Here is an 18,221-nt window from a genome sequence, read left to right on the forward strand (position 1 = left end):
TGTTGTATGTTTACTTAAATATTTTCATACGTTCTTCAAGTGGCGCGAATTCTTTGTCTCCTGCAGGTGCAGTTGGCTTGCCAAATGGCATTTGTGCGTGTAGCAGCCATTCTTGCGGGATGCCCCACTCTTTTTTCACTTCATCATCAATGAGCGGTTGATAGTGTTGCAGTGATGCGCCAAATCCCTCCGCTTCCAGCGCTGTCCAAACGACATATTGAAGCATGCCTGATGAATGTTGGGAGTACATCGGGAATTTGTCGGCATATAAAGGAAATTTCTTCTGTAGTCCTTCCACAACGTTTTGATCTTCAAAAAACAGAACGGTTCCGTATCCGGCTGCAAAGGAATTCATTTTCTCTTCAGTTGGCTGAAAGTTTTCGGCAGGAACAATTTTTCTCAACGTTTCTTTCGTAATATCCCACAATTTTTGATGATGCTCTCCTAATAGGACCACAACTTTTCCGCTTTGTGAGTTATAAGCAGTTGGCGTATGCTTTACTGCAAATTGAATGATTTCTTCAATTTTTTCATCCGGGATAACCGGTTCATTGCTAATCGCATAGATAGAACGCCTTCCTTCCACCGCGGCATAAAAGTCTTTTGCTGTTTCTTTTTCTGTGTATATGCTCATGATTTCCCTTTCCTCCTATTTAAACCACTAAATAATAGTGATTCTTAAACTTGTTACTTTACGTAACTAATTATATTTTTAAAACTAAATGGTGTCAAGTAATTAGAAATATGGGTGTAATATGATAAAATAATGAGTAAGGAGTTGAAGAAAATGGAGGATAAATCTCCCATTTGCCCAAAGTTTGAAAAAGCCATTAATATTTTAGCGCATCGATGGACGGGTTTAATTATTTACCAATTGTTTTCGGGTCCACAGCGCTTTTCAGATATTAAATCCGCTGTCGGAATCAGCGGCAGGCTCCTTTCAGAACGGTTAAAATACTTGGAAAAAGAAGGAATCATTAAACGTGAAGTTTTCCCTGAAACCCCTGTGCGCATTGAATATTCATTGACGGAAAAAGGCAGCTCCCTTAAACCGCTAATGGATGAAATTGAAATTTGGTCGCAAAAATGGCTCCAAAGCGACGATAATTAAAAAACTGCCTGCTTCCACTATTTAATATGGAAAAAGGCAGTTTTGTTATTCTTCGTTTCTTTAATAAAAAATGGATTCAGGTTTTTTATACAATATGCCAGCCGGTTTTAGGACGGTTTTGTTTAATTCTTCACTAAGTGACTCAAGCCGTTTCGTAATAAAAGAAAGAGCAAACCCTCTGCTGCTTTCAATCGGCCCTACTGTGTCTCCTGTGCCCAAAACCATTGCCAGATCAATATCTTTTGGTGTTGCCACACCTTCTTCAACGAGCTTAGCGGCTTCATTCAGCTTCACGAATAGGATATCGTTCAATTCAATTTTGTCCGTTTTTTTATTGAGATCAATGGAAGGGCGACCATTTGACCAATCGTAAAACCCTTTTCCAGTCTTTTTGCCTAAATCGCCCTTGTCAACTTTTTCTGTAAGCAATCGACTGGGCGCATAATTAGGATGCAACACTTCCTTGTTATATTGACATGAATCATAAACAATATCTAGCCCTACATAGTCCATAAGCTCGAAGTGGCCCATTGGTTTTCCATGAGATTTTATTAAAGCATCAATTTCTTCCGGTTCTGCAATCCCCGCGTCAGCAATCGCTTCTATAAATACAGATACCGGTGCGTTCACTCGGTTAACAATAAAGCCGGGGCTATCTTTTTCTACCCGTACTGGGGTTTTATTCATTTTTAAGCATAGGTCATAGGCGGTCTGAATCGTTTCATCACTTGTTTCGCTTCCGCGAATGACCTCAACTAATTCCATGAGAATAACCGGATTAAAGAAATGCACGCCGACAACGCGATCTTTATTTTGAACATGTTCGGCAATTTTTGTAATACTCATATTTGATGTATTTGATGCAAGGATCGCCGTTTTTGGGGCAACTTCTCCCATCTGTTTAAATAGTTTTTGCTTCAAATCCAATATCTCCGGAACCGCTTCAAAAACAAATGAAGCGCTTGATAAAGCTTCTTTAAAATCCAACGTTGGATGTAAATTGCTGCGGGCTTCGTTTAATTCTTCTTCGCTAATTTTTTCTTTTTTTCTTAGTTTCTCTAAACTTTGATTGATCCTGTTTACGCCTCGGTCGATTGACTCCTTATTTACATCATATAAATAAACGGTTAACCCTCCGAGTATTGCTGCTTGGGCAATACCATGCCCCATGTCCCCTGCACCGATAACAGCAACATTTGAAATTTCCTTTTTCATAAAGCCCTCCTACTCCCGTTAAAAGTTTTTTTATATATCCTGTTTTTGGAATGAATTTTCGTTAAAACATTTATAAAGCAGGTGTCGTGAAAAGTCAAGAAATGACTAGTAAATTGCAGGCAAAACTTAAGCAGGGTAAAGAAGCGGGCATTCGGCCACGCTTCCTGACACTATTTTATCGCCCTTTAAATATAGGTTTTCTCTTTTCTGCAAAGGCTTTTATGCCCTCTTTTACGTCTTCTGTTCCGAAGCATACTCTTATTGAAGACAACTCTTGCTTTAATAATGTCTCAAGGTTGGAATCTTGGCTTGCTGCAAGGAGGCGTTTAGAGAAAGTCATCGCAATCGGCGGGCCTTCCGCAATTCCTTTTGCGAAATCCATCACACGCCCATGAAATTCTTCATCAGGATATACAGCATTCACAAGTCCGATTCGTTCTGCTTCCTCCGCATAAACATCTCTTCCTGTTAAAATTAATTCATTCGCTTTTGTTGGCCCGATAAGCCGCGGCAAAAAGTAAGTCATGCCCGCATCAGGGTTTAATCCTCTCCGTATGTACCCTGCAGTTACCCGTGCAGATTCAGACATAAACCGAAAGTCACAGCCGAGCGTTAAGGCAAATCCTGCTCCTGCAGCAATACCATTAATTGCGGCAATAACAGGCTTGTCGTTATGGACGATTCCCAATGCGAGTCTCCCAACCCAGCCTAAATTATCAACCTTCATCGCCCGAGTCATCGTAGCTGGATCCCTTTTGGAAAACTCTGATAAATCGAGCCCAGATGAAAAGCCTTTCCCGCTTCCGGTGAGGATGATCACTCTTACCTCATCATCCTTTGAAGCGTCTTCAATTGCCAGTTCAAGCTTGCTGCTTAGTTCATCATTAATGGCATTAAGCCTTTCAGGGCGATTCAGCTTAATTACTCTCACGCCATTTTCCGTCGTAATTTGAAGGACTCCCATCACCATACCCCCATTTTTAATTAATCCTCATCTCTTTCATTATCCATGAATCAAAATTTTTGTACAATACTTTATTGCAACAAAAAAGAGTTACGTCTAAAAAACCATAAAGTACATTGATAAATTTTAAAAGCCAGATGATATTTGTTAAAAACCACTTTTCTGTCATTTTGGCAAATGAACCTGATTTTTTGTATGTAGTTTTGCTAAAAATAGAAAGGGCCGTCACAGAAAATCATTCCTGGACAGCCCTTTGTTTCTTAGTTCTCCTCTATTTCCTTCCGGTTTTTCTTAAACATTTTTGATAGAATTTCATAAACAATCGGTACAATGAATAATGTTAACAAGGTTGAACTTGCTAAACCGCCAATGACCGTAATCGCAAGGTCTTTCGAAATTAATCCTCCGCCACCTTCAGCACCTGCAGCAAGCGGAATTAATGCGCCAATCGTTGCGATGGCTGTCATCAAAATGGGACGTAGACGGGTAGCACCCGCTTCTAAGATTGCATCGCGCATTCCCATACCTCCGCGTTCCATCCGGACAATTCGGTCTACCAGTACAATCGCATTTGTTACAATGATGCCAATGAGCATTAATAAACCCATCATTACGGTAACGGAAATGGTTTCACCGGCGAGAAACAAGCCAACAAATGAACCAATGACCGCAAATGGCAATGAAAACAGAATCGAAAACGGCGCGACACCTTCACCAAATGTGACAACAAGAACAAAATAGACGATCGCAATCGCAGCAAGCATGGACATACCTAATTGTGTGAAGGTTTCCTCCATATCGGCAGCAACACCAGCAACATCAACGAAAACACCTTTTGGTAAATCTAACTTATCAATCGCTTGTTCTACTTCAGAAGTTGCTTTTGAAATATCTTTATCGGTAATCGTTCCGGAAACCGTTGCATAATATTCGCCTTTACTGCGCGCTAACGTATTAAGCGTCGTACCTTTCTCAACAGTTACCAGCTCAGAAAGCGGCATTGTTGTATTTAATGCTGTTGGTACTTCCGTCTTTAACATGTCATCAATCGATTTTGGCTGTTCGGTTTGCTTTTGTTGAACAATGACATCTATTGAGTCGCCGTCCTTTTCTATTGTTGTCAACACTTCTTTTGTTGTTTGCGGCTTTAACATTCCTACAATTTGACCTGCTGTTAAGCCATATTTTAATAACTCATCTTGTTTGACGTTAAATGTATATTCAACATAAGCATCTTCCATATTGGAGGAAACATCCTCTAGTTGGCCATTTTCCTTCATAACATCTTCAACTTTTTTAACCGCTTCATTTAATTTATCTAAATCTTCACTATAGAAAGTGTAACTAATTTCATTCGATGAAAAGGACATCGAAGAAAAATCTTGGCTCTTCCATTCGCCTGATTGGTCGATAGTAAGAACATAATCTTCAATTTCCTTACGCACTTCAGGGAAATTCTTCATATCTGGATCAAAAATGACATACATAAGTGCCCCATTTGTGCCACCACCCATCATTAAGGCAGTAGGATCACCACTATCCGTTATCGAAACTTGAAGAATATCAATATCATCCCGTTTTAATAACTCCTGTTCGACTTCTTCCACATTTTCTAAAGTATCTTCATCTAGCTCACCTGTAGCAGGAGTATAAGTTAAATACATTACTTTTTCTTCTTCACTGCCTAAAAAACTAAAACCGATTAATGGAGTTAACATCAAACTTCCGACGAGTAAAGCAATCGTGAATAGCGAGGTTATTATCTTATGGTTTAATGTCCAGTTAAGACCGCCTTTATACCAATTTGCTAGTTTCCCGACCCCTTTATGCCTGCTTTTTCCTTTTTCACCATACAATTTTTTTCTAAATAAAAAGTGTGAGAGTGCCGGAACAATCGTAATGGCAACAAGTAATGATGCGCCCAAGGCAAAAGTCATCGTTAATGCGAATGGAAGAAATAACTCTCCTACTAACCCACCGACAAAAATGAGTGGCGCAAAAACCGCTACTGTTACAATGGTAGATGAACAGATTGGCCGAAACATCTCGATCGTTGCTTCACGAATGAGCGCACGTCCGGATAATTTTTCGCCTTCCAGATGGAGACGTCGATAAATGTTCTCAACAACGACAATTGAGTCGTCAATGACTCGTCCAATAGCTACCGTAATTGCCCCTAAAGTCATAATATTTAGTGTGATATCCATCCAATGTAATAGCAACAGAGCCATTAAGATGGAAACAGGGATGGATATGATGGATATCATCGTAGATTTGAAATCACGCAAGAAAAGCAGAATGATTAAAATAGCGATCAAACCACCGAACAATGCTTTCTCAATCATTGTCGTGACGGAATCTTCGATCGGCTCCCCTTGGTCAAGGGACACATCAATGACAAGGCCATCAATTTTTTTCTGCTCTTCTTTAATTAGCTTCTTCACACGGTTGACAACTTCTACCGTATTTGCTTCTTGCCCTTTCACAACTTGAATGGCAATGGCATCTTTTCCATTTGTGCGGGAAACAGATTCAACTTTGCCAACCAGTTCAACTTTGGCGATATCTTTTAGCTTTACAAAAGGGGATGGATTCGTTTCTGAAGGTGTGACAGGAATCAACATGTTTTCCAGCTCATCCAATGTCATAAATTTGCCATCAACTGCAACAGCTTGTTCCCCTTCTTCAAACTCATAAAGCCCTAATGAAACCGCTAAATTACTAGCTTGAATGATTTCTTTCACGGATTCTTCTGTTAAGTCCAGTGCTGCCATCTTTTCTTTATCATAGACAAGATCTACTTCCTCAATGTGTTGCCCTGTAATCGTTGCTGAAGCAACACCATCGAGCTTTTCAATTTTTGGCAGTAAAATATCTTGGACTGTTGACGTTAATTCTACAACATCCTCGGTTGTGCTACTTACGCTAAGAGCCACAACTGGCATCATATCCATGCTAATTGCCGAAACATCCGGCTCTTCTGTTCCTTCCGGTAAAGATACAGAATCTAATGCTGATTTCAGCTCTCGATTCGCTTCACCCATATCGATCCCATACTCATATTCCACTTGAATACTAGCAACATTAGAATAAGAATTGGAATAAACAGCCTTCACATTTTTTAAATTTTCTATCGCTTTCTCTATAGGAATAGAGACATCTTCCATAACCTGTTCAGGAGTTGCACCAGGATAAACATCTGTCACCATTAAGTATGGTACTGAAATATCTGGAATCATCTCCGTCTTCATGCGCGTTCCTGAATACAAACCGGAAAAAACAATAATAATGGTAAGTAACCAAACGGCTAACTTATTTTTTATTACAAAGTTAACTAAGCCCTTCACCTTTACACCAGCCCTTAAATTGATTTTTAAAACCCATTATCTTATAATAATGACTGAATGGTCAGCTGTCAATTAAAAGTTCATAAGGGAGAAGAATTACAATGGTAAAAAAACAGTTGATTATGGAAAAGGCATTGGAACTTTTTGCAAACCAAGGCTTTAGGGCAACTTCTGTTCAACAGATCACTGAACATTGCGGGATTTCTAAAGGCGCCTTCTATCTATCTTTTAAATCGAAAGATGAACTAATTTTAGCATTAATCGATCGTTTCATGATGAAAGCAATTGCCAACTTTGACCATATAGTCAAAAACACAAACAAAAATCAACTTTTATATGAATTTTACCGGGCATCCTATAATAATTTTCATCAGCACGCTGATTTCGCCAAAATTTTCATTAAAGAGACACAAACTTTTAATGAAGAGCTTATTAGCAAAATACGTTACTATGACCAGTTATTAGAGAAGTGCATTTTAACGATGATTGAACGTTTGTATGGGAAAAACGTTAAAAAATCTAAGTTTGACTTGCTCTATTGCATTAAAAGCTTTTTGAATATGTATGGGGAATTACTATTATTCAGCAATAACATCAAATTGGATATTGACTTACTCTCAAAATCACTTGTGGAAAAAACCAATTTATTAGCAAAAAATATTACCATTCCATTTATTACAGAACAACAATTTCAATTGATGAAATATAAAAGTGGTCTTGAAGAAATAACGAAAGAGGACATCATTGAAATGATTGAACAAAAAACGGAGGAAATCGAAGAATCGATCGAAAAGGAATCACTCATTCTTCTCAAACGAAACTTACACGACCCAAATTTGGCTCCTGCCATTGTAAAAGGCCTAATAGAAAACCTGCGCAATCATCCAGATTGCGAATGGATCGCTTATTTGCTGCGAAATTATTATCGCTTATAAGGGCAGGAGTCCGGGATTAAAATTCACAAAATGAGGTAGAGAAAAACGAACTGTTTATCTCTACCTCATTTGCTTTAGGGACTTTTAGACAAACCCCACTAAAAATTATTTTTTCATTTTAAACTCAAGAAATAAGTCATTGTAATGCCCGAGCATCTCAAGTCCAAGATTTTTATACACTTCAAGATGTTCACGCGTTTCTTCGTCTGGATAAAATCTTTCGTCCCCTGTTACTTCCGGATCCATCAAATCCATTGCCGCAACATTTGGTGTTGAATATCCGACGTAATCGGCGTTTTGGGCTGCGATTTCAGCGTCAAGCATGAAATTGATAAACTCATGGGCGCCTTCAATATTTGTAGCGGTACGTGGGATGACCATGTTGTCAAACCATAGGTTCGAGCCTTCCTTCGGCACAATGTAATCAATGTCTTCATTTTCATCCATCATATCAGCCGCTTGGCCCGACCACGTAAGCGCTACCGCCGCTTCGTTATTCACCATAAGTTGCGTCACTTCATCTCCAACGATTGCCTTCACGTTCGGGCTAAGTTTTTCCAACTTTTTTGCCGCTTCGTGCAATTGATCCAAATCGGTTGAATTTAATGAATAGCCAAGTGAATTCAATCCCATACCGATCGCTTCCCGTGCGCTGTCAACAAGAATAATTTGTTGGTTAAGGGATGGATCCCATAAATTGTCCCAGCTTTCGAACGTTTGCCCGTCAAGCAATTTCGGATTAAAAGCAACCCCAAGCGTTCCCCAAAAGTAAGGAATAGAATATTTATTTTCCGGATCAAAAGGCAAATTGAGGAAATAAGGGGCGATATTTTTAATGTTTGGAATCTTGCTGTAGTCAATCGGCAATAGCAGATCTTTCTCCCCCATTATTTCAACCATATATTCTGATGGAACGGATATATCATAAGATGTTCCGCCTTGCTCGATTTTTGCCATCATCGCTTCGTTCGAGTCAAATGTTTCATAGATAACTTTAATGCCGGTTTCCTTTTCAAATTGTTTGAGCAAATCCGGATCAATGTATTCTCCCCAGTTGTAAACAGTAATCGAGCCTTTTCCTGATCCGATGTGCCCTTTGTTTAACTGTGCGTTAATGATTAGCAAAATAACTGAAACAGCTAGAATGGCAAGGCCCACGCGTAAAATGCCTTTCATTTTTTCACCCCCGAAAGAGGAGTTTTCGCTTTGCTGCTTATAAAGTAATAGCCAACAACGAGCAGAACTGTTACGAGGAAGATAAGGCCTGATAAAGCATTAATCGTTAACGTGATGCCCGTACGCGCCATTGAATATATTTCGACGGATAAAGTAGAGAATCCATTGCCGGTAACAAAAAATGTCACAGCAAAGTCATCAAGTGAATATGTCAACGCAAGAAAGAACCCCGCAAAGATGCCTGGTTTAATAAACGGAATAATCACCCGAGTAAGAACATCCCGCTTCGTCGCTCCCAAATCGAGTGCCGCATCGATTAATGTCGGGCTCATTTCGTGAAGCTTAGGCAACAGCATAATGACAACAATCGGGATGCTAAAGGCAATATGTGCTACAAGCACGGATGCAAAGCCGAGCTTCACGCCAATCATCGTAAAAAAGATAAGAAACGATGCTCCAATAATGACATCTGGACTGACGATTAAAACGTTGTTTAATGACAAGACTGCCTTTCGCATCTGCTTATTGCGCATGAAATAGATGGCAAGCGCCCCAAAAATGCCGATCATTGTTGAGATAAGGGCTGATAACAACGCAATAACAACAGTGTTGGTTAAAATGATGATTAAACGCTTATCTTCGAACACAGCTGCATAATGCTCAAGCGTGAATGATTCGAAATTTGACATCCCGCTGCCTGAGTTAAATGAGTAGTAAATCAAATAAAAGATCGGGGCATACAGCACAATAAACACAAGAACCAAGTAGAGCTTAGGAAACTTATTTAATTTTTCCATTGTGTACCGCTCCCTTCTCGTTCCTTGTGATTGCCATAATGAGAAACATAGCCAATGTCAAGAAAACAGCCAGTGTCGAGCCCATGCCCCAATTCTGGGTTACGAGAAAATGCTGTTCGATTGCCGTTCCGAGCGTGATGACTTTGTTTCCTGCGATAAGGCGGGTAATCATAAACAAAGACAGAGCCGGGATAAAAACGACTTGCACACCTGATTTTACTCCATTCATCGTCATTGGCCATATGACTCTACGGAATGTTGTCCACGAATTTGCACCGAGATCGCGCGATGCATCGAGCAATACAGGATTCAATTTATCGAGCGAATTAAAAATAGGCAAAATCATGAACGGAATAAAAATATAGACGGAAACAAAAATAAAGCTAAAATCGGTAAACAATATTTGTTTTTCACTTATTCCAAACAACCCAAACAACGCATTGATCGGCCCATACAGCCCAAAAATCCCAATGAAAGCGTACGTTTTTAATAATAGATTGATCCAAGATGGGATGATAATTAACAATAGCCAGAGCTGCTTATTCTTTGTTTTTGTCAAAAAATAGGCAGTGGGATAGGCGACAAGCAATGAAAACAACGTAATCAGAAATGCATACCAAAATGAACTCACTGCCAGCTTTAAATAAACAGGCGAGAAAAAATTTTTATAATTGACGAACGTGAAATCTCCCGAAATGTCAAAGAAAGAATAATAAACGACAAGAGCAATGGGAGCAATGACAAAAAGCAAAATCCAGATGAAATACGGAACGGAATAAAGAAAACGAATCGGTTTATTGTTCATTGTTCCATACCCCATAGGCTTCCAATCTGGCGTCAAACTCTTCTTCGGTCTCGTTTAGCCGCATAATATGGATCTCTTCAGGACCGAAATCAAGCCCAACTTGTTCGCCGACTTGCGCCTTTTTCGTTGAATGGACAAGCCATTCATTCCCATCTTTGTCATAGGTCGACAATTCGTAGTGCACACCGCGGAACAATTGTGTATCAACCGTAACAGTCAATTTCCCTTTATCCACCGTCGTGAGTTCCAAATCCTCGGGCCGGATGACAACATCGACTTTCTCATTTAGGTGAAATCCCCCGTCAACACATTCAAATGTTTTGCCAGCAAATTCAACAAGGTAGTCTTTGATCATCGTACCTGAAACAATATTTGACTCGCCAATAAAATCAGCGACAAAACGGTTAATCGGCTCATCATAAATATCGATTGGCGTGCCAGATTGCTGAATGATTCCTTCGTTCATCACGAAAATTTCATCTGACATGGCAAGTGCCTCTTCTTGATCATGCGTAACAAAAATAAAGGTTTTTCCAAGGCGCTGCTGCAATTCTCGAAGCTCATATTGCATTTCAGTCCGCAATTTTAAGTCAAGGGCTGAAAGAGGCTCATCAAGCAAAATAACTTCAGGATCGTTAACGATTGCGCGAGCAATTGCCACGCGTTGCCGCTGTCCCCCTGACATTTCCGAAATCTCGCGCTGTTCATATCCTTTAAGATTGACGAATTTCAAAGCTTCCTCTATCCGGCGATTCATTTCGTCTGTCTTTACTTTTTTAATTCGAAGGCCAAATGCAATATTTTCGTAAACATTTAAGTGCGGAAAAAGGGCATAATCTTGAAAAACAGTGTTTACTTGCCGCTCATTTGCAGGTACATGATTGATTTCTTTCCCATTGAAATAAATCGTTCCTTCAGTCGGTGCAATAAATCCGGCAATCAAGCGAAGAATGGTTGTTTTTCCGCATCCTGACGGTCCAAGCAGTGTATAAAATTTTCCTTTTTCAATTTCAAAGCTGACATTTTTCAAAACAGGCTCATCGTCGCCATAATGTTTTGTCACGTTGTCAAAACGAATGATTGTCTTTTCCGACATGGCGCATGTCCTCCTTATAAATATGAATCCGTTGCAACGAGCAGGAGCTGTGAGACACCGTCATTGCCGTTCACAATTTGATGATCATCAGATGCATGAAAATAAATGGACTCCCCTGCTTTTGCAAAATAATGATGTTTGCCAAGATGGACAGCGATGCGCCCTTTTAGTACATACGCAAACGTTTCAGACAAAGACGGTTCAAACCTTTTAAACTCCCCGTATTGCTGAAAAGTAAGCAAAATGGGCTCCATCTCATTTTCATTCGATTCCGGAACGAGCCATTCGATATGATAGCCTTTCTCTTCATCAACAAAACTTGTTCGATCGTCCTCTCCATACACGACCTTTTGTTCCCGCTCGCCATCATCAAAAAATTCTTTCGGGGGGCAGCCGAGAACTTCAAGGATGCTGAACAGCGTATCAATGGATGGTGAACTTAAATCGCGTTCAAGCTGGGAAATATACCCTTTGCTTAGATCAGTCCGTTCCCCCAACTCTTCTTGCGTTAACCCTTTTTTTAGCCTTAATCGTTTAATTTTTTTCCCAATATCCATCGTAATTAGCCTCGCATAAGTTTAGGTAAAGCAAACTAATGGTAAATATTGTTTACTATTACTTAACTTAAAGTTTATTTTTACCCTTATTTATTATACATATTTATTGTTAAATGACAATCAATTTTTTTCACTTTGCTCGAAATTTTGACACATGTTTTTGGGACAGACAACTTTAAAACCCAGCTACCTTCAGATAAGAAGATTAGCTGGGTTTTCTTAATTAAACTCCTAGCGCCGATCCTTCTTTCAGGAAAGCGCCTATGTGTTTGTAAAATTCAAAAACAAAATTAGACTTACACTACTAAAATAAATTTCTACACATATGTAATACTCTTTCAAGATCATGATTATGCAGTACGCCTAAATGGCGTTTCAGTTCAGACCCATGTATAGAGATAATTTTTGATGTACGTGCTGTAGACGGCTTTAACAGTCCTGCCTCTTCCCAATATTCTAATACAACATCAAATTTATTCCTTGGCTGCTGGCTAGTCACAGGAGCAATAATTACATCAACGTCTAATGCTAATTCATTGCCTACAATAATAACAGGGCGTTGTTTGGTTTGACGAGTTCCCTTAAAAACAACATCTGCCAACCAAACATCGCCCTGCTTCACCTTACTTATCATTGTAGATGTCATCCTTCTCATTATCCCACCAAGAATAATTTCCACCAAGTAAAATCACGTCTTTAGACATATACTTATCTTTAATCTTATCGAGTACCTTTTGTCGTTCTTCTTCATCTAACATGTCAAGTTCCTTGATGATTTTATCTGAAATAGACATGCCAAACACCTCCACTTAAATCTACCCTTATTATAACTTATATTTACTTAGACCTGAACAATTAAGAATACATAATATTAAATAAATACCTCTCTTCCTATGGATTTCCTATAAAAGCAGTATTATTCAACAAGTTGAGAAGTATATGGCTTTTGTTTCAGTATCACTTCACCGCATGAATCATTTTCTCTATAGCATCGACAACTGCCCCAGGGGCTTCTGTCTCAATGTTGTGTCCGCTATTTTCTAAAATAACATGTGTACAGTTCGTTGATAATTCAAGCAAATCTTCATGAAGTGCGATCCACATGCGATAAGATTCTTCTGTATTTAAACCTTTTTGTCCAGCGGAAAGGACAGTAATGGGCATATCCCCAAAGTGTTTTCTTAATTTGTGAACCTGCTTCATGCTTGTGAGAAAATCATCATACGTTCCTTCCTTCAATTTTGAATGGAATATCAATTAGGTTTTCGTTTACAGCCTTACTTCGAAACGACAACCTTATTAACCTTGATGAACCTTGTATAACAAGACTTTAATCAATATCAACAGAGTTATTTAAAATAGCCTTCTAATTAAAAACAAAAAGAAAGAGCAATGGAAAAATGCCAAAAATCAAATTTGTAAAATAATGAGCTACAATGAGCGGCATCAATCTTCTTTGCTTATGGTAAATGATACCTGCCCCAAGTCCCCAAAAAAAGAAAGGAACTGCATAAATGATTGCTCCAGACGTATAAAAGAGAGAATAATTGGCCACTTCCAAGCATCCATGTTCGATGACTTTTTCATAACTTACTAACCTCAAATCATCTTTTATTCATTCACTTTATATTATCCCATTAAAACTGGCAGTGTACATTTATTTTCCGAAAAATCGGAATTTTTTTCTGTCTAAATTTTACTTACCTTCACCCATTCCTTATTATCCGTCTTAAGACGGATACAGCTTCATTCATTAGTTCGTTTATTTGGTAACCAATTCCAAATAAGCTAGAGATAGGAAAAATTATTTTGACAATAACTCTGTACCTGTGTATTATGTCACTATGACACTCAAAAAAGAATATAGGGGATGATGGATTGATAAGGTTGACGAAGTGGGCACTACATAATAGGGCCGCAGTTGTTTTATTAATTGTGCTATCGCTAGGTTTAGGATCGTTGAGTTATTTCACTCTTCCGAAAGAATTTATGCCGGCAGCTAATAATCCTATGGTTACCGTTATTGTAATTGGTGAAGGCACAGACGCTGACACCATTTCTGAGCAAGTAACGAAGCCAATCGAAAAAGCCGTGGGGTCAGTAAAAGGAAAGAAGAATGTCTTTTCATCTTCTGCTGACGGCCACGCTACTGTTGATATTTTCCTTGATTCTTCAGTAGATATTAAAGAAGCCAAAATTCAAGTTCAAGAGGCCGTGAATGCACTACAATTGCCAGAGGGATACTCAAAGCCAATCGTTTCACAACTAAATTTAGATATGATCCCGTTATGGCAAATCGGGGTTTCTTTTCCTAATGGCATTACGAGAGAAGCAATGGAAAAGATTGAAAATGAGATTGTTCCTAAGTTCCAAGGGATTTCAGGGGTAGCGAATGTTTCGGTTTACGGTAACCAACAAACACTCATTAATGTAAAACTTGATAAAGAAAAAATGAAAAAATACCAAATTCCGGTTCCTGCATTAATGGGGATTCTTCAAGGTAAAAACCTGGCCGTAGCGGCTGGAGAAGAAACAATTGATGAAAAGACTTCAAATATTCGAGTAATTGGCCAACTTGAAGGGGTAAAAGCCCTGGAAGAACTGCAGGTTGCTCCTGAAGTTAAGTTAAAAGATATCGCAAATGTTGAAGTATCAAATTCCAACTCAAAATTTTTAACTCATGTGAATGGTGAAGAAGCAGTCGCTCTGCTTCTTATGAAGGAACAAAATGCTAATGCGGTTGCCATTGGAAAAAAAGTAAACGAAACGATTAAACAAGTTGATGAACAGTTTAAACCAAACATCGAAACATCCATGCTTGTGTCATTCTCAGACTTTATCGTCAACTCTGTTGACAGCATGATGGAAGCCGTTCTTTTAGGAGCGCTATTTGCAACGATCATTATTTTACTATTCTTACGCCATATCCGAATGACATTCATTACTGTCATTAGTATTCCATTATCGCTTGGGCTTACGTTGTTATTGCTCTCACTGTCAGGGGTTACGCTAAATATTTTAACAATTGGCGCTGTGGCTGTGGCGGTTGGTCGTTTAGTTGACGACAGCATTGTTGTTATCGAAAACATTTTCCGCAAAGCGCAAAACGGCGACTTTTCCAAGAATGTTATCATAGATGCAACAAAGGAAGTCGCCGCTGCCATTACGTCTTCGACTTTAACGACGGTTGCTGTGTTTTTGCCGATGGGGCTTGTAAAATCATTGCAAGAACTGCTGTTGCCATTCGCCTTGACGATTACTTATGCGCTTTTATCTTCTCTTCTCGTCGCATTAATCGTCGTTCCGCTCATGAGTTCAAGGCTGCTGAAAAAAGGAAAATTGCCAACATACAAAAAACCACAGCGCTATATCCGCATTTTGGACTGGTGCCTTAGCCATAAGTGGGTTCCCATTATTCTGTCGCTCGTTATTTTTGTTGGAGCGATTGGAATGTATTTTGTCATGCCAAAAGGCAGTGCAGATGCAGCTGACAACGACGTATCTGTTACAATGACATATTCGGATGAAATCCCTTTTTCAAAGGTAAAAGATGAGACAATTGACTTGGAAACATTTTTAAGAGAAGAAGCAGATGTTGATGAGGTTATCCTTTTCCTCGGATCCAATCCTGAGGATGCACAATTTAGCCAAGTGACCTCACAAAATACAGCCCAATTTCATATCGTCATGAAAGACGGAGCGAATACGAAGAAGTTTATGGAGAAAATTGAAAAGCAGACAAAAGATTATGCAGATGCAGATTTGGATATGATGGCCGTTTCCTTGATGAATATGAGCAGTTCAACAATCTCCTTAGATGTTGTTGGAAATGATACGAAGCAATTAATTCAAGCATCCGATCTCGTCATTGCTAAAGTGAAAGATATAAAAGGCGTTGAAAAGGTAACGAGCAACCAAAACGAATTAAAGACGGTTTATGACATCGTCATTGATGAGAAAAAAGCAAATACAGAAGAAGTGGCAAGACAAGTACAAATGCTGCTGAACCCATTTCCAATCGGAACAATCAAACTCGATGATAAAGATACGACGGTATTACTTGATAGCTCCATCCATCCAACATCAGAAAAAGATCTAAAAGGCATTCCTGTCGCTGTAAATGAAAAGATGGTATCTCTTTCATCAATTGCTAAAATTGAAAAAGAAAATAAACCGACAAGTATATTGCGGAAAGACGGCAAGGAATACGTCCGAGTTAACGTAGAAGTTGATCCAGAGAATTTATCAGCAATTGCACAAGAGATGAACCTAAAAACGAATGATATTAAACTGCCGGAAGGCATTACTTTGAATACAGGCGGAGCAGCAGATGACCAGGCAGATCAGTTTACTGAACTGTTCCAGCTCATGGCTGTTTCGATTGGCCTTGTTTATTTAATTATGGTCCTTACATTCAAGACATTGCGCGCACCGTTAGCCATCTTATTTACGTTGCCTTTAGCAGTTATTGGAGCAATACTTGGTCTGCTGATTTCCCAAACGCCAATCGATATTGGAGCAATGATTGGTGCTCTCATGTTAATTGGAATTGTCGTAACAAATGCGATTGTACTGCTGGATCGAGTGAGACAGAACGAAGAAACAATGCCGATTCGTGAAGCATTGTTGGAAGCTGGGGCAACGAGGTTGCGTCCAATTATGATGACCGCCTTAGCAACCATTTTTGCGATGATTCCACTTTTAATGGGGAAAGAAGAAATGGGCAGCCTTGTTTCAAAAGGATTAGCTGTTGTCGTAATTGGAGGATTGTCTGTATCAACGTTGCTAACATTAGTCGTTATCCCAGTTGTTTATGAATTGCTTCATTTTAGAAAGGCGAAAAAACAACGACTTTTGATTAAAGAGAACAATGTTCAAATAGAGGCTTAACCCATTTGAAACATGATTCATTAAGGGAGCGCGAGAAGCGCTCTCTTTTATTTATTTTCATTCAAAATAAAGATGATAATGTGTCTGGCAGCCAGCATTAAATGTTGAATGACAATATATACAGCGTTCGGCATATACGTATTCATTGATTGTCAGCTCTTTTTTGCAGGCACCGCATAAAATTGCCCGTTCATCATACTCTGATTTTTTCCATACAGAAATCGGATGGTTTTCTGATTCCTCATGGCATTTGTAGCAAGGGTAATACTTTTTACAGCAATTGAATTTAATTGCGACGATATCTTTTCTACTGGAATAGTGCTTGCAACGTGTCTCGTCGTCAACAACAAAACCGAAAACCTTTTTATCTCCAATTTTCCTCAACTTTATCCCTCTTCCTGCGCCCTTTTCCTTTCATTGTAACAAAAATAAACTCGGATTGACTCTTCATCTTCTGTTTAACTTTCGGCATAAAAGGGAACCAATAAATACAAACCGATAGGAGGTGGGATGCTTGAACGAGAAAGAAAGGGAGATAAAGCAAAGAAGGGAATGGGACAACCCCGACCAAATGAAATCAGAAGGCACCAGCATTTATGATCTTCATGAAGAAGAGCAAAACGTTGACTCTATTCCACTTGAAGATTTGAAAGAAGAAATGCGTGAGGAAAAAGACAAACATGATTCCAAAGATCTTTCTTCATCTGAAAGAAAGTATCGTCCCTAGCACTACTTACAAGTTTTTTCTAGTTTAAATTCAATGCTTTCGGGTAAATATTAATAAAGAAAAACGCCTTCGCTTTCTTACAGATGAGAGGCTAGATTGGTTTAAATTGGCAAGTGGGCAAAATGTACTTGCGGCAAAGAAATTTATACTTATTTTTCTCAAAATTTAAAGGAGGTTTTTTCAAATGATTAGTTTTATATGGTCGTTAATTGTAGGTGGCATTATCGGTTGGTTAGCTGGCCTTATTCTTGGGCGTGACATACCTGGTGGCATTATCGGTAATATTATTGCTGGATTTATTGGTGCTTGGATAGGATCAGCCTTGCTGGGGCAATGGGGGCCTGAAATTGGCGGATTCTATATCATCCCTGCATTAATCGGCGGAATTGTACTTGTCTTAATCGTCAGCCTGATTTTGAAGGCAATGGGACGCGGCCGCAACAATGCGTAACATATAAGAAAAGCTGACGCGTTCTTTCTTAGGAAGTCAGAGGCCAGAGACCAGATTGGGTACATTTGCGAAAGTGGCAAATTTCTATTCTTCTTTTAAAAAAGACGATGCATTCAGCTTTAAGCTGGATCATCGTCTTTTTCTCGCCTT

19 protein-coding genes are annotated in these 18,221 nt (G+C 39.1%); 5 read left to right on the top strand and 14 right to left on the bottom strand.

The annotated features are described in order from the left end of the window. Positions 1-10: 10 nt before the first annotated feature. Positions 11-634 (bottom strand): nitroreductase family protein, encoded by a 624-nt coding sequence (locus DCC39_RS09495; protein WP_116554659.1) that lies wholly within the window; start codon positions 632-634, stop codon positions 11-13. Between the two features lie 153 nt (positions 635-787). On the opposite strand from DCC39_RS09495, the gene DCC39_RS09500 reads away from it, so the two are divergent. Then, entirely contained in the window at positions 788-1,111 is a 324-nt protein-coding gene (locus DCC39_RS09500) for a winged helix-turn-helix transcriptional regulator (RefSeq protein ID WP_116554660.1), read from the top strand. Between the two features lie 60 nt (positions 1,112-1,171). On the opposite strand, the gene DCC39_RS09505 is transcribed toward DCC39_RS09500, so the two are convergent. From DCC39_RS09505 to DCC39_RS09520, 3 genes are all read right to left on the bottom strand, one after another. After that, the gene (locus tag DCC39_RS09505; protein WP_116554661.1) at positions 1,172-2,326 is read right to left on the bottom strand and encodes a 3-hydroxyacyl-CoA dehydrogenase; all 1,155 of its coding nucleotides are present in this window, start codon (positions 2,324-2,326) and stop codon (positions 1,172-1,174) included. Between the two features lie 175 nt (positions 2,327-2,501). Beyond that, positions 2,502-3,290 (bottom strand): enoyl-CoA hydratase/isomerase family protein, encoded by a 789-nt coding sequence (locus tag DCC39_RS09510; RefSeq protein WP_240613591.1) that lies wholly within the window; start codon positions 3,288-3,290, stop codon positions 2,502-2,504. 260 nt (positions 3,291-3,550) lie between these two features. Then, entirely contained in the window at positions 3,551-6,637 is a 3,087-nt protein-coding gene (locus DCC39_RS09520) for an efflux RND transporter permease subunit (RefSeq protein WP_116554664.1), read from the bottom strand. A gap of 101 nt (positions 6,638-6,738) precedes the next feature. On the opposite strand from DCC39_RS09520, the gene DCC39_RS09525 reads away from it, so the two are divergent. Then, complete coding sequence (locus tag DCC39_RS09525) at positions 6,739-7,572, top strand: TetR/AcrR family transcriptional regulator (protein ID WP_116554665.1); 834 nt, start codon at positions 6,739-6,741, stop codon at positions 7,570-7,572. 105 nt (positions 7,573-7,677) lie between these two features. Here DCC39_RS09525 and DCC39_RS09530 read toward each other — a convergent pair whose 3' ends face one another. From DCC39_RS09530 to DCC39_RS09565, 9 genes are all read right to left on the bottom strand, one after another. Next, entirely contained in the window at positions 7,678-8,748 is a 1,071-nt protein-coding gene (locus tag DCC39_RS09530; protein WP_116554666.1) for an ABC transporter substrate-binding protein, read from the bottom strand. Then, positions 8,745-9,545 (bottom strand): ABC transporter permease, encoded by an 801-nt coding sequence (locus DCC39_RS09535; RefSeq protein ID WP_116554667.1) that lies wholly within the window; start codon positions 9,543-9,545, stop codon positions 8,745-8,747. Before DCC39_RS09535 ends, DCC39_RS09530 begins: the two co-directional genes overlap by 4 nt. Next, positions 9,529-10,350, bottom strand: coding sequence for an ABC transporter permease (locus DCC39_RS09540; RefSeq protein ID WP_116554668.1), 822 nt, complete (start codon positions 10,348-10,350; stop codon positions 9,529-9,531). Before DCC39_RS09540 ends, DCC39_RS09535 begins: the two co-directional genes overlap by 17 nt. Further along, entirely contained in the window at positions 10,340-11,446 is a 1,107-nt protein-coding gene (locus DCC39_RS09545) for an ABC transporter ATP-binding protein (protein ID WP_116554669.1), read from the bottom strand. The genes DCC39_RS09540 and DCC39_RS09545 overlap by 11 nt, the downstream gene beginning before the upstream one ends. Positions 11,447-11,460: 14 nt before the next feature. Beyond that, positions 11,461-12,003, bottom strand: a complete 543-nt coding sequence (locus tag DCC39_RS09550) for a helix-turn-helix domain-containing protein (RefSeq protein ID WP_116554670.1) — start codon at positions 12,001-12,003, stop codon at positions 11,461-11,463. Positions 12,004-12,307: 304 nt separating this feature from the next. Beyond that, complete coding sequence (locus tag DCC39_RS09555; protein ID WP_116554671.1) at positions 12,308-12,637, bottom strand: type II toxin-antitoxin system PemK/MazF family toxin; 330 nt, start codon at positions 12,635-12,637, stop codon at positions 12,308-12,310. Further along, positions 12,627-12,797 carry a hypothetical protein gene (locus DCC39_RS19095; RefSeq protein WP_165820825.1) on the bottom strand — a complete coding sequence of 57 codons (171 nt, stop codon included), beginning with the start codon at positions 12,795-12,797 and terminating at the stop codon, positions 12,627-12,629. The genes DCC39_RS09555 and DCC39_RS19095 overlap by 11 nt, the downstream gene beginning before the upstream one ends. Before the next feature lie 163 nt (positions 12,798-12,960). Beyond that, positions 12,961-13,167 carry a hypothetical protein gene (locus DCC39_RS09560; protein WP_133243479.1) on the bottom strand — a complete coding sequence of 69 codons (207 nt, stop codon included), beginning with the start codon at positions 13,165-13,167 and terminating at the stop codon, positions 12,961-12,963. 202 nt (positions 13,168-13,369) lie between these two features. Continuing rightward, positions 13,370-13,558 (bottom strand): type II CAAX prenyl endopeptidase Rce1 family protein, encoded by a 189-nt coding sequence (locus DCC39_RS09565; RefSeq protein WP_116554673.1) that lies wholly within the window; start codon positions 13,556-13,558, stop codon positions 13,370-13,372. Positions 13,559-13,881: 323 nt separating this feature from the next. On the opposite strand from DCC39_RS09565, the gene DCC39_RS09570 reads away from it, so the two are divergent. After that, positions 13,882-16,893: an efflux RND transporter permease subunit gene (locus DCC39_RS09570; RefSeq protein ID WP_116554674.1), complete on the top strand. Its 3,012-nt coding sequence runs from the start codon at positions 13,882-13,884 to the stop codon at positions 16,891-16,893. 57 nt (positions 16,894-16,950) lie between these two features. Here the strand turns inward: DCC39_RS09570 and DCC39_RS09575 are convergent, their stop codons facing one another. After that, on the bottom strand, positions 16,951-17,268 hold the full coding sequence (locus DCC39_RS09575; protein WP_116554704.1) for a CHY zinc finger protein: 318 nt from the start codon (positions 17,266-17,268) through the stop codon (positions 16,951-16,953). 139 nt (positions 17,269-17,407) lie between these two features. On the opposite strand from DCC39_RS09575, the gene DCC39_RS09580 reads away from it, so the two are divergent. Continuing rightward, positions 17,408-17,620 carry a hypothetical protein gene (locus DCC39_RS09580; RefSeq protein WP_116554675.1) on the top strand — a complete coding sequence of 71 codons (213 nt, stop codon included), beginning with the start codon at positions 17,408-17,410 and terminating at the stop codon, positions 17,618-17,620. A 187-nt stretch (positions 17,621-17,807) separates the two neighbouring features. After that, positions 17,808-18,071 (top strand): GlsB/YeaQ/YmgE family stress response membrane protein, encoded by a 264-nt coding sequence (locus DCC39_RS09585; protein ID WP_116554705.1) that lies wholly within the window; start codon positions 17,808-17,810, stop codon positions 18,069-18,071. Positions 18,072-18,221 lie beyond the last annotated feature (150 nt).

The sequence above is a fragment of the Pueribacillus theae genome (assembly GCF_003097615.1).
GTDB lineage: Bacteria > Bacillota > Bacilli > Bacillales > UBA6769 > Pueribacillus > Pueribacillus theae.

What these genes read in the sequence shown, in the direction of transcription:
- DCC39_RS09495 (WP_116554659.1), bottom strand. Translation starts at nt 634, where the DNA reads ATGAGCATATACACAGAAAAAGAAACAGCAAAAGACTTTTATGCCGCG.
- DCC39_RS09500 (WP_116554660.1), top strand. Translation starts at nt 788, where the DNA reads ATGGAGGATAAATCTCCCATTTGCCCAAAGTTTGAAAAAGCCATTAAT.
- DCC39_RS09505 (WP_116554661.1), bottom strand. Translation starts at nt 2,326, where the DNA reads ATGAAAAAGGAAATTTCAAATGTTGCTGTTATCGGTGCAGGGGACATG.
- DCC39_RS09510 (WP_240613591.1), bottom strand. Translation starts at nt 3,290, where the DNA reads ATGGGAGTCCTTCAAATTACGACGGAAAATGGCGTGAGAGTAATTAAG.
- DCC39_RS09525 (WP_116554665.1), top strand. Translation starts at nt 6,739, where the DNA reads ATGGTAAAAAAACAGTTGATTATGGAAAAGGCATTGGAACTTTTTGCA.
- DCC39_RS09530 (WP_116554666.1), bottom strand. Translation starts at nt 8,748, where the DNA reads ATGAAAGGCATTTTACGCGTGGGCCTTGCCATTCTAGCTGTTTCAGTT.
- DCC39_RS09535 (WP_116554667.1), bottom strand. Translation starts at nt 9,545, where the DNA reads ATGGAAAAATTAAATAAGTTTCCTAAGCTCTACTTGGTTCTTGTGTTT.
- DCC39_RS09540 (WP_116554668.1), bottom strand. Translation starts at nt 10,350, where the DNA reads ATGAACAATAAACCGATTCGTTTTCTTTATTCCGTTCCGTATTTCATC.
- DCC39_RS09545 (WP_116554669.1), bottom strand. Translation starts at nt 11,446, where the DNA reads ATGTCGGAAAAGACAATCATTCGTTTTGACAACGTGACAAAACATTAT.
- DCC39_RS09550 (WP_116554670.1), bottom strand. Translation starts at nt 12,003, where the DNA reads ATGGATATTGGGAAAAAAATTAAACGATTAAGGCTAAAAAAAGGGTTA.
- DCC39_RS09555 (WP_116554671.1), bottom strand. Translation starts at nt 12,637, where the DNA reads ATGATAAGTAAGGTGAAGCAGGGCGATGTTTGGTTGGCAGATGTTGTT.
- DCC39_RS19095 (WP_165820825.1), bottom strand. Translation starts at nt 12,797, where the DNA reads ATGTCTATTTCAGATAAAATCATCAAGGAACTTGACATGTTAGATGAA.
- DCC39_RS09560 (WP_133243479.1), bottom strand. Translation starts at nt 13,167, where the DNA reads ATGCCCATTACTGTCCTTTCCGCTGGACAAAAAGGTTTAAATACAGAA.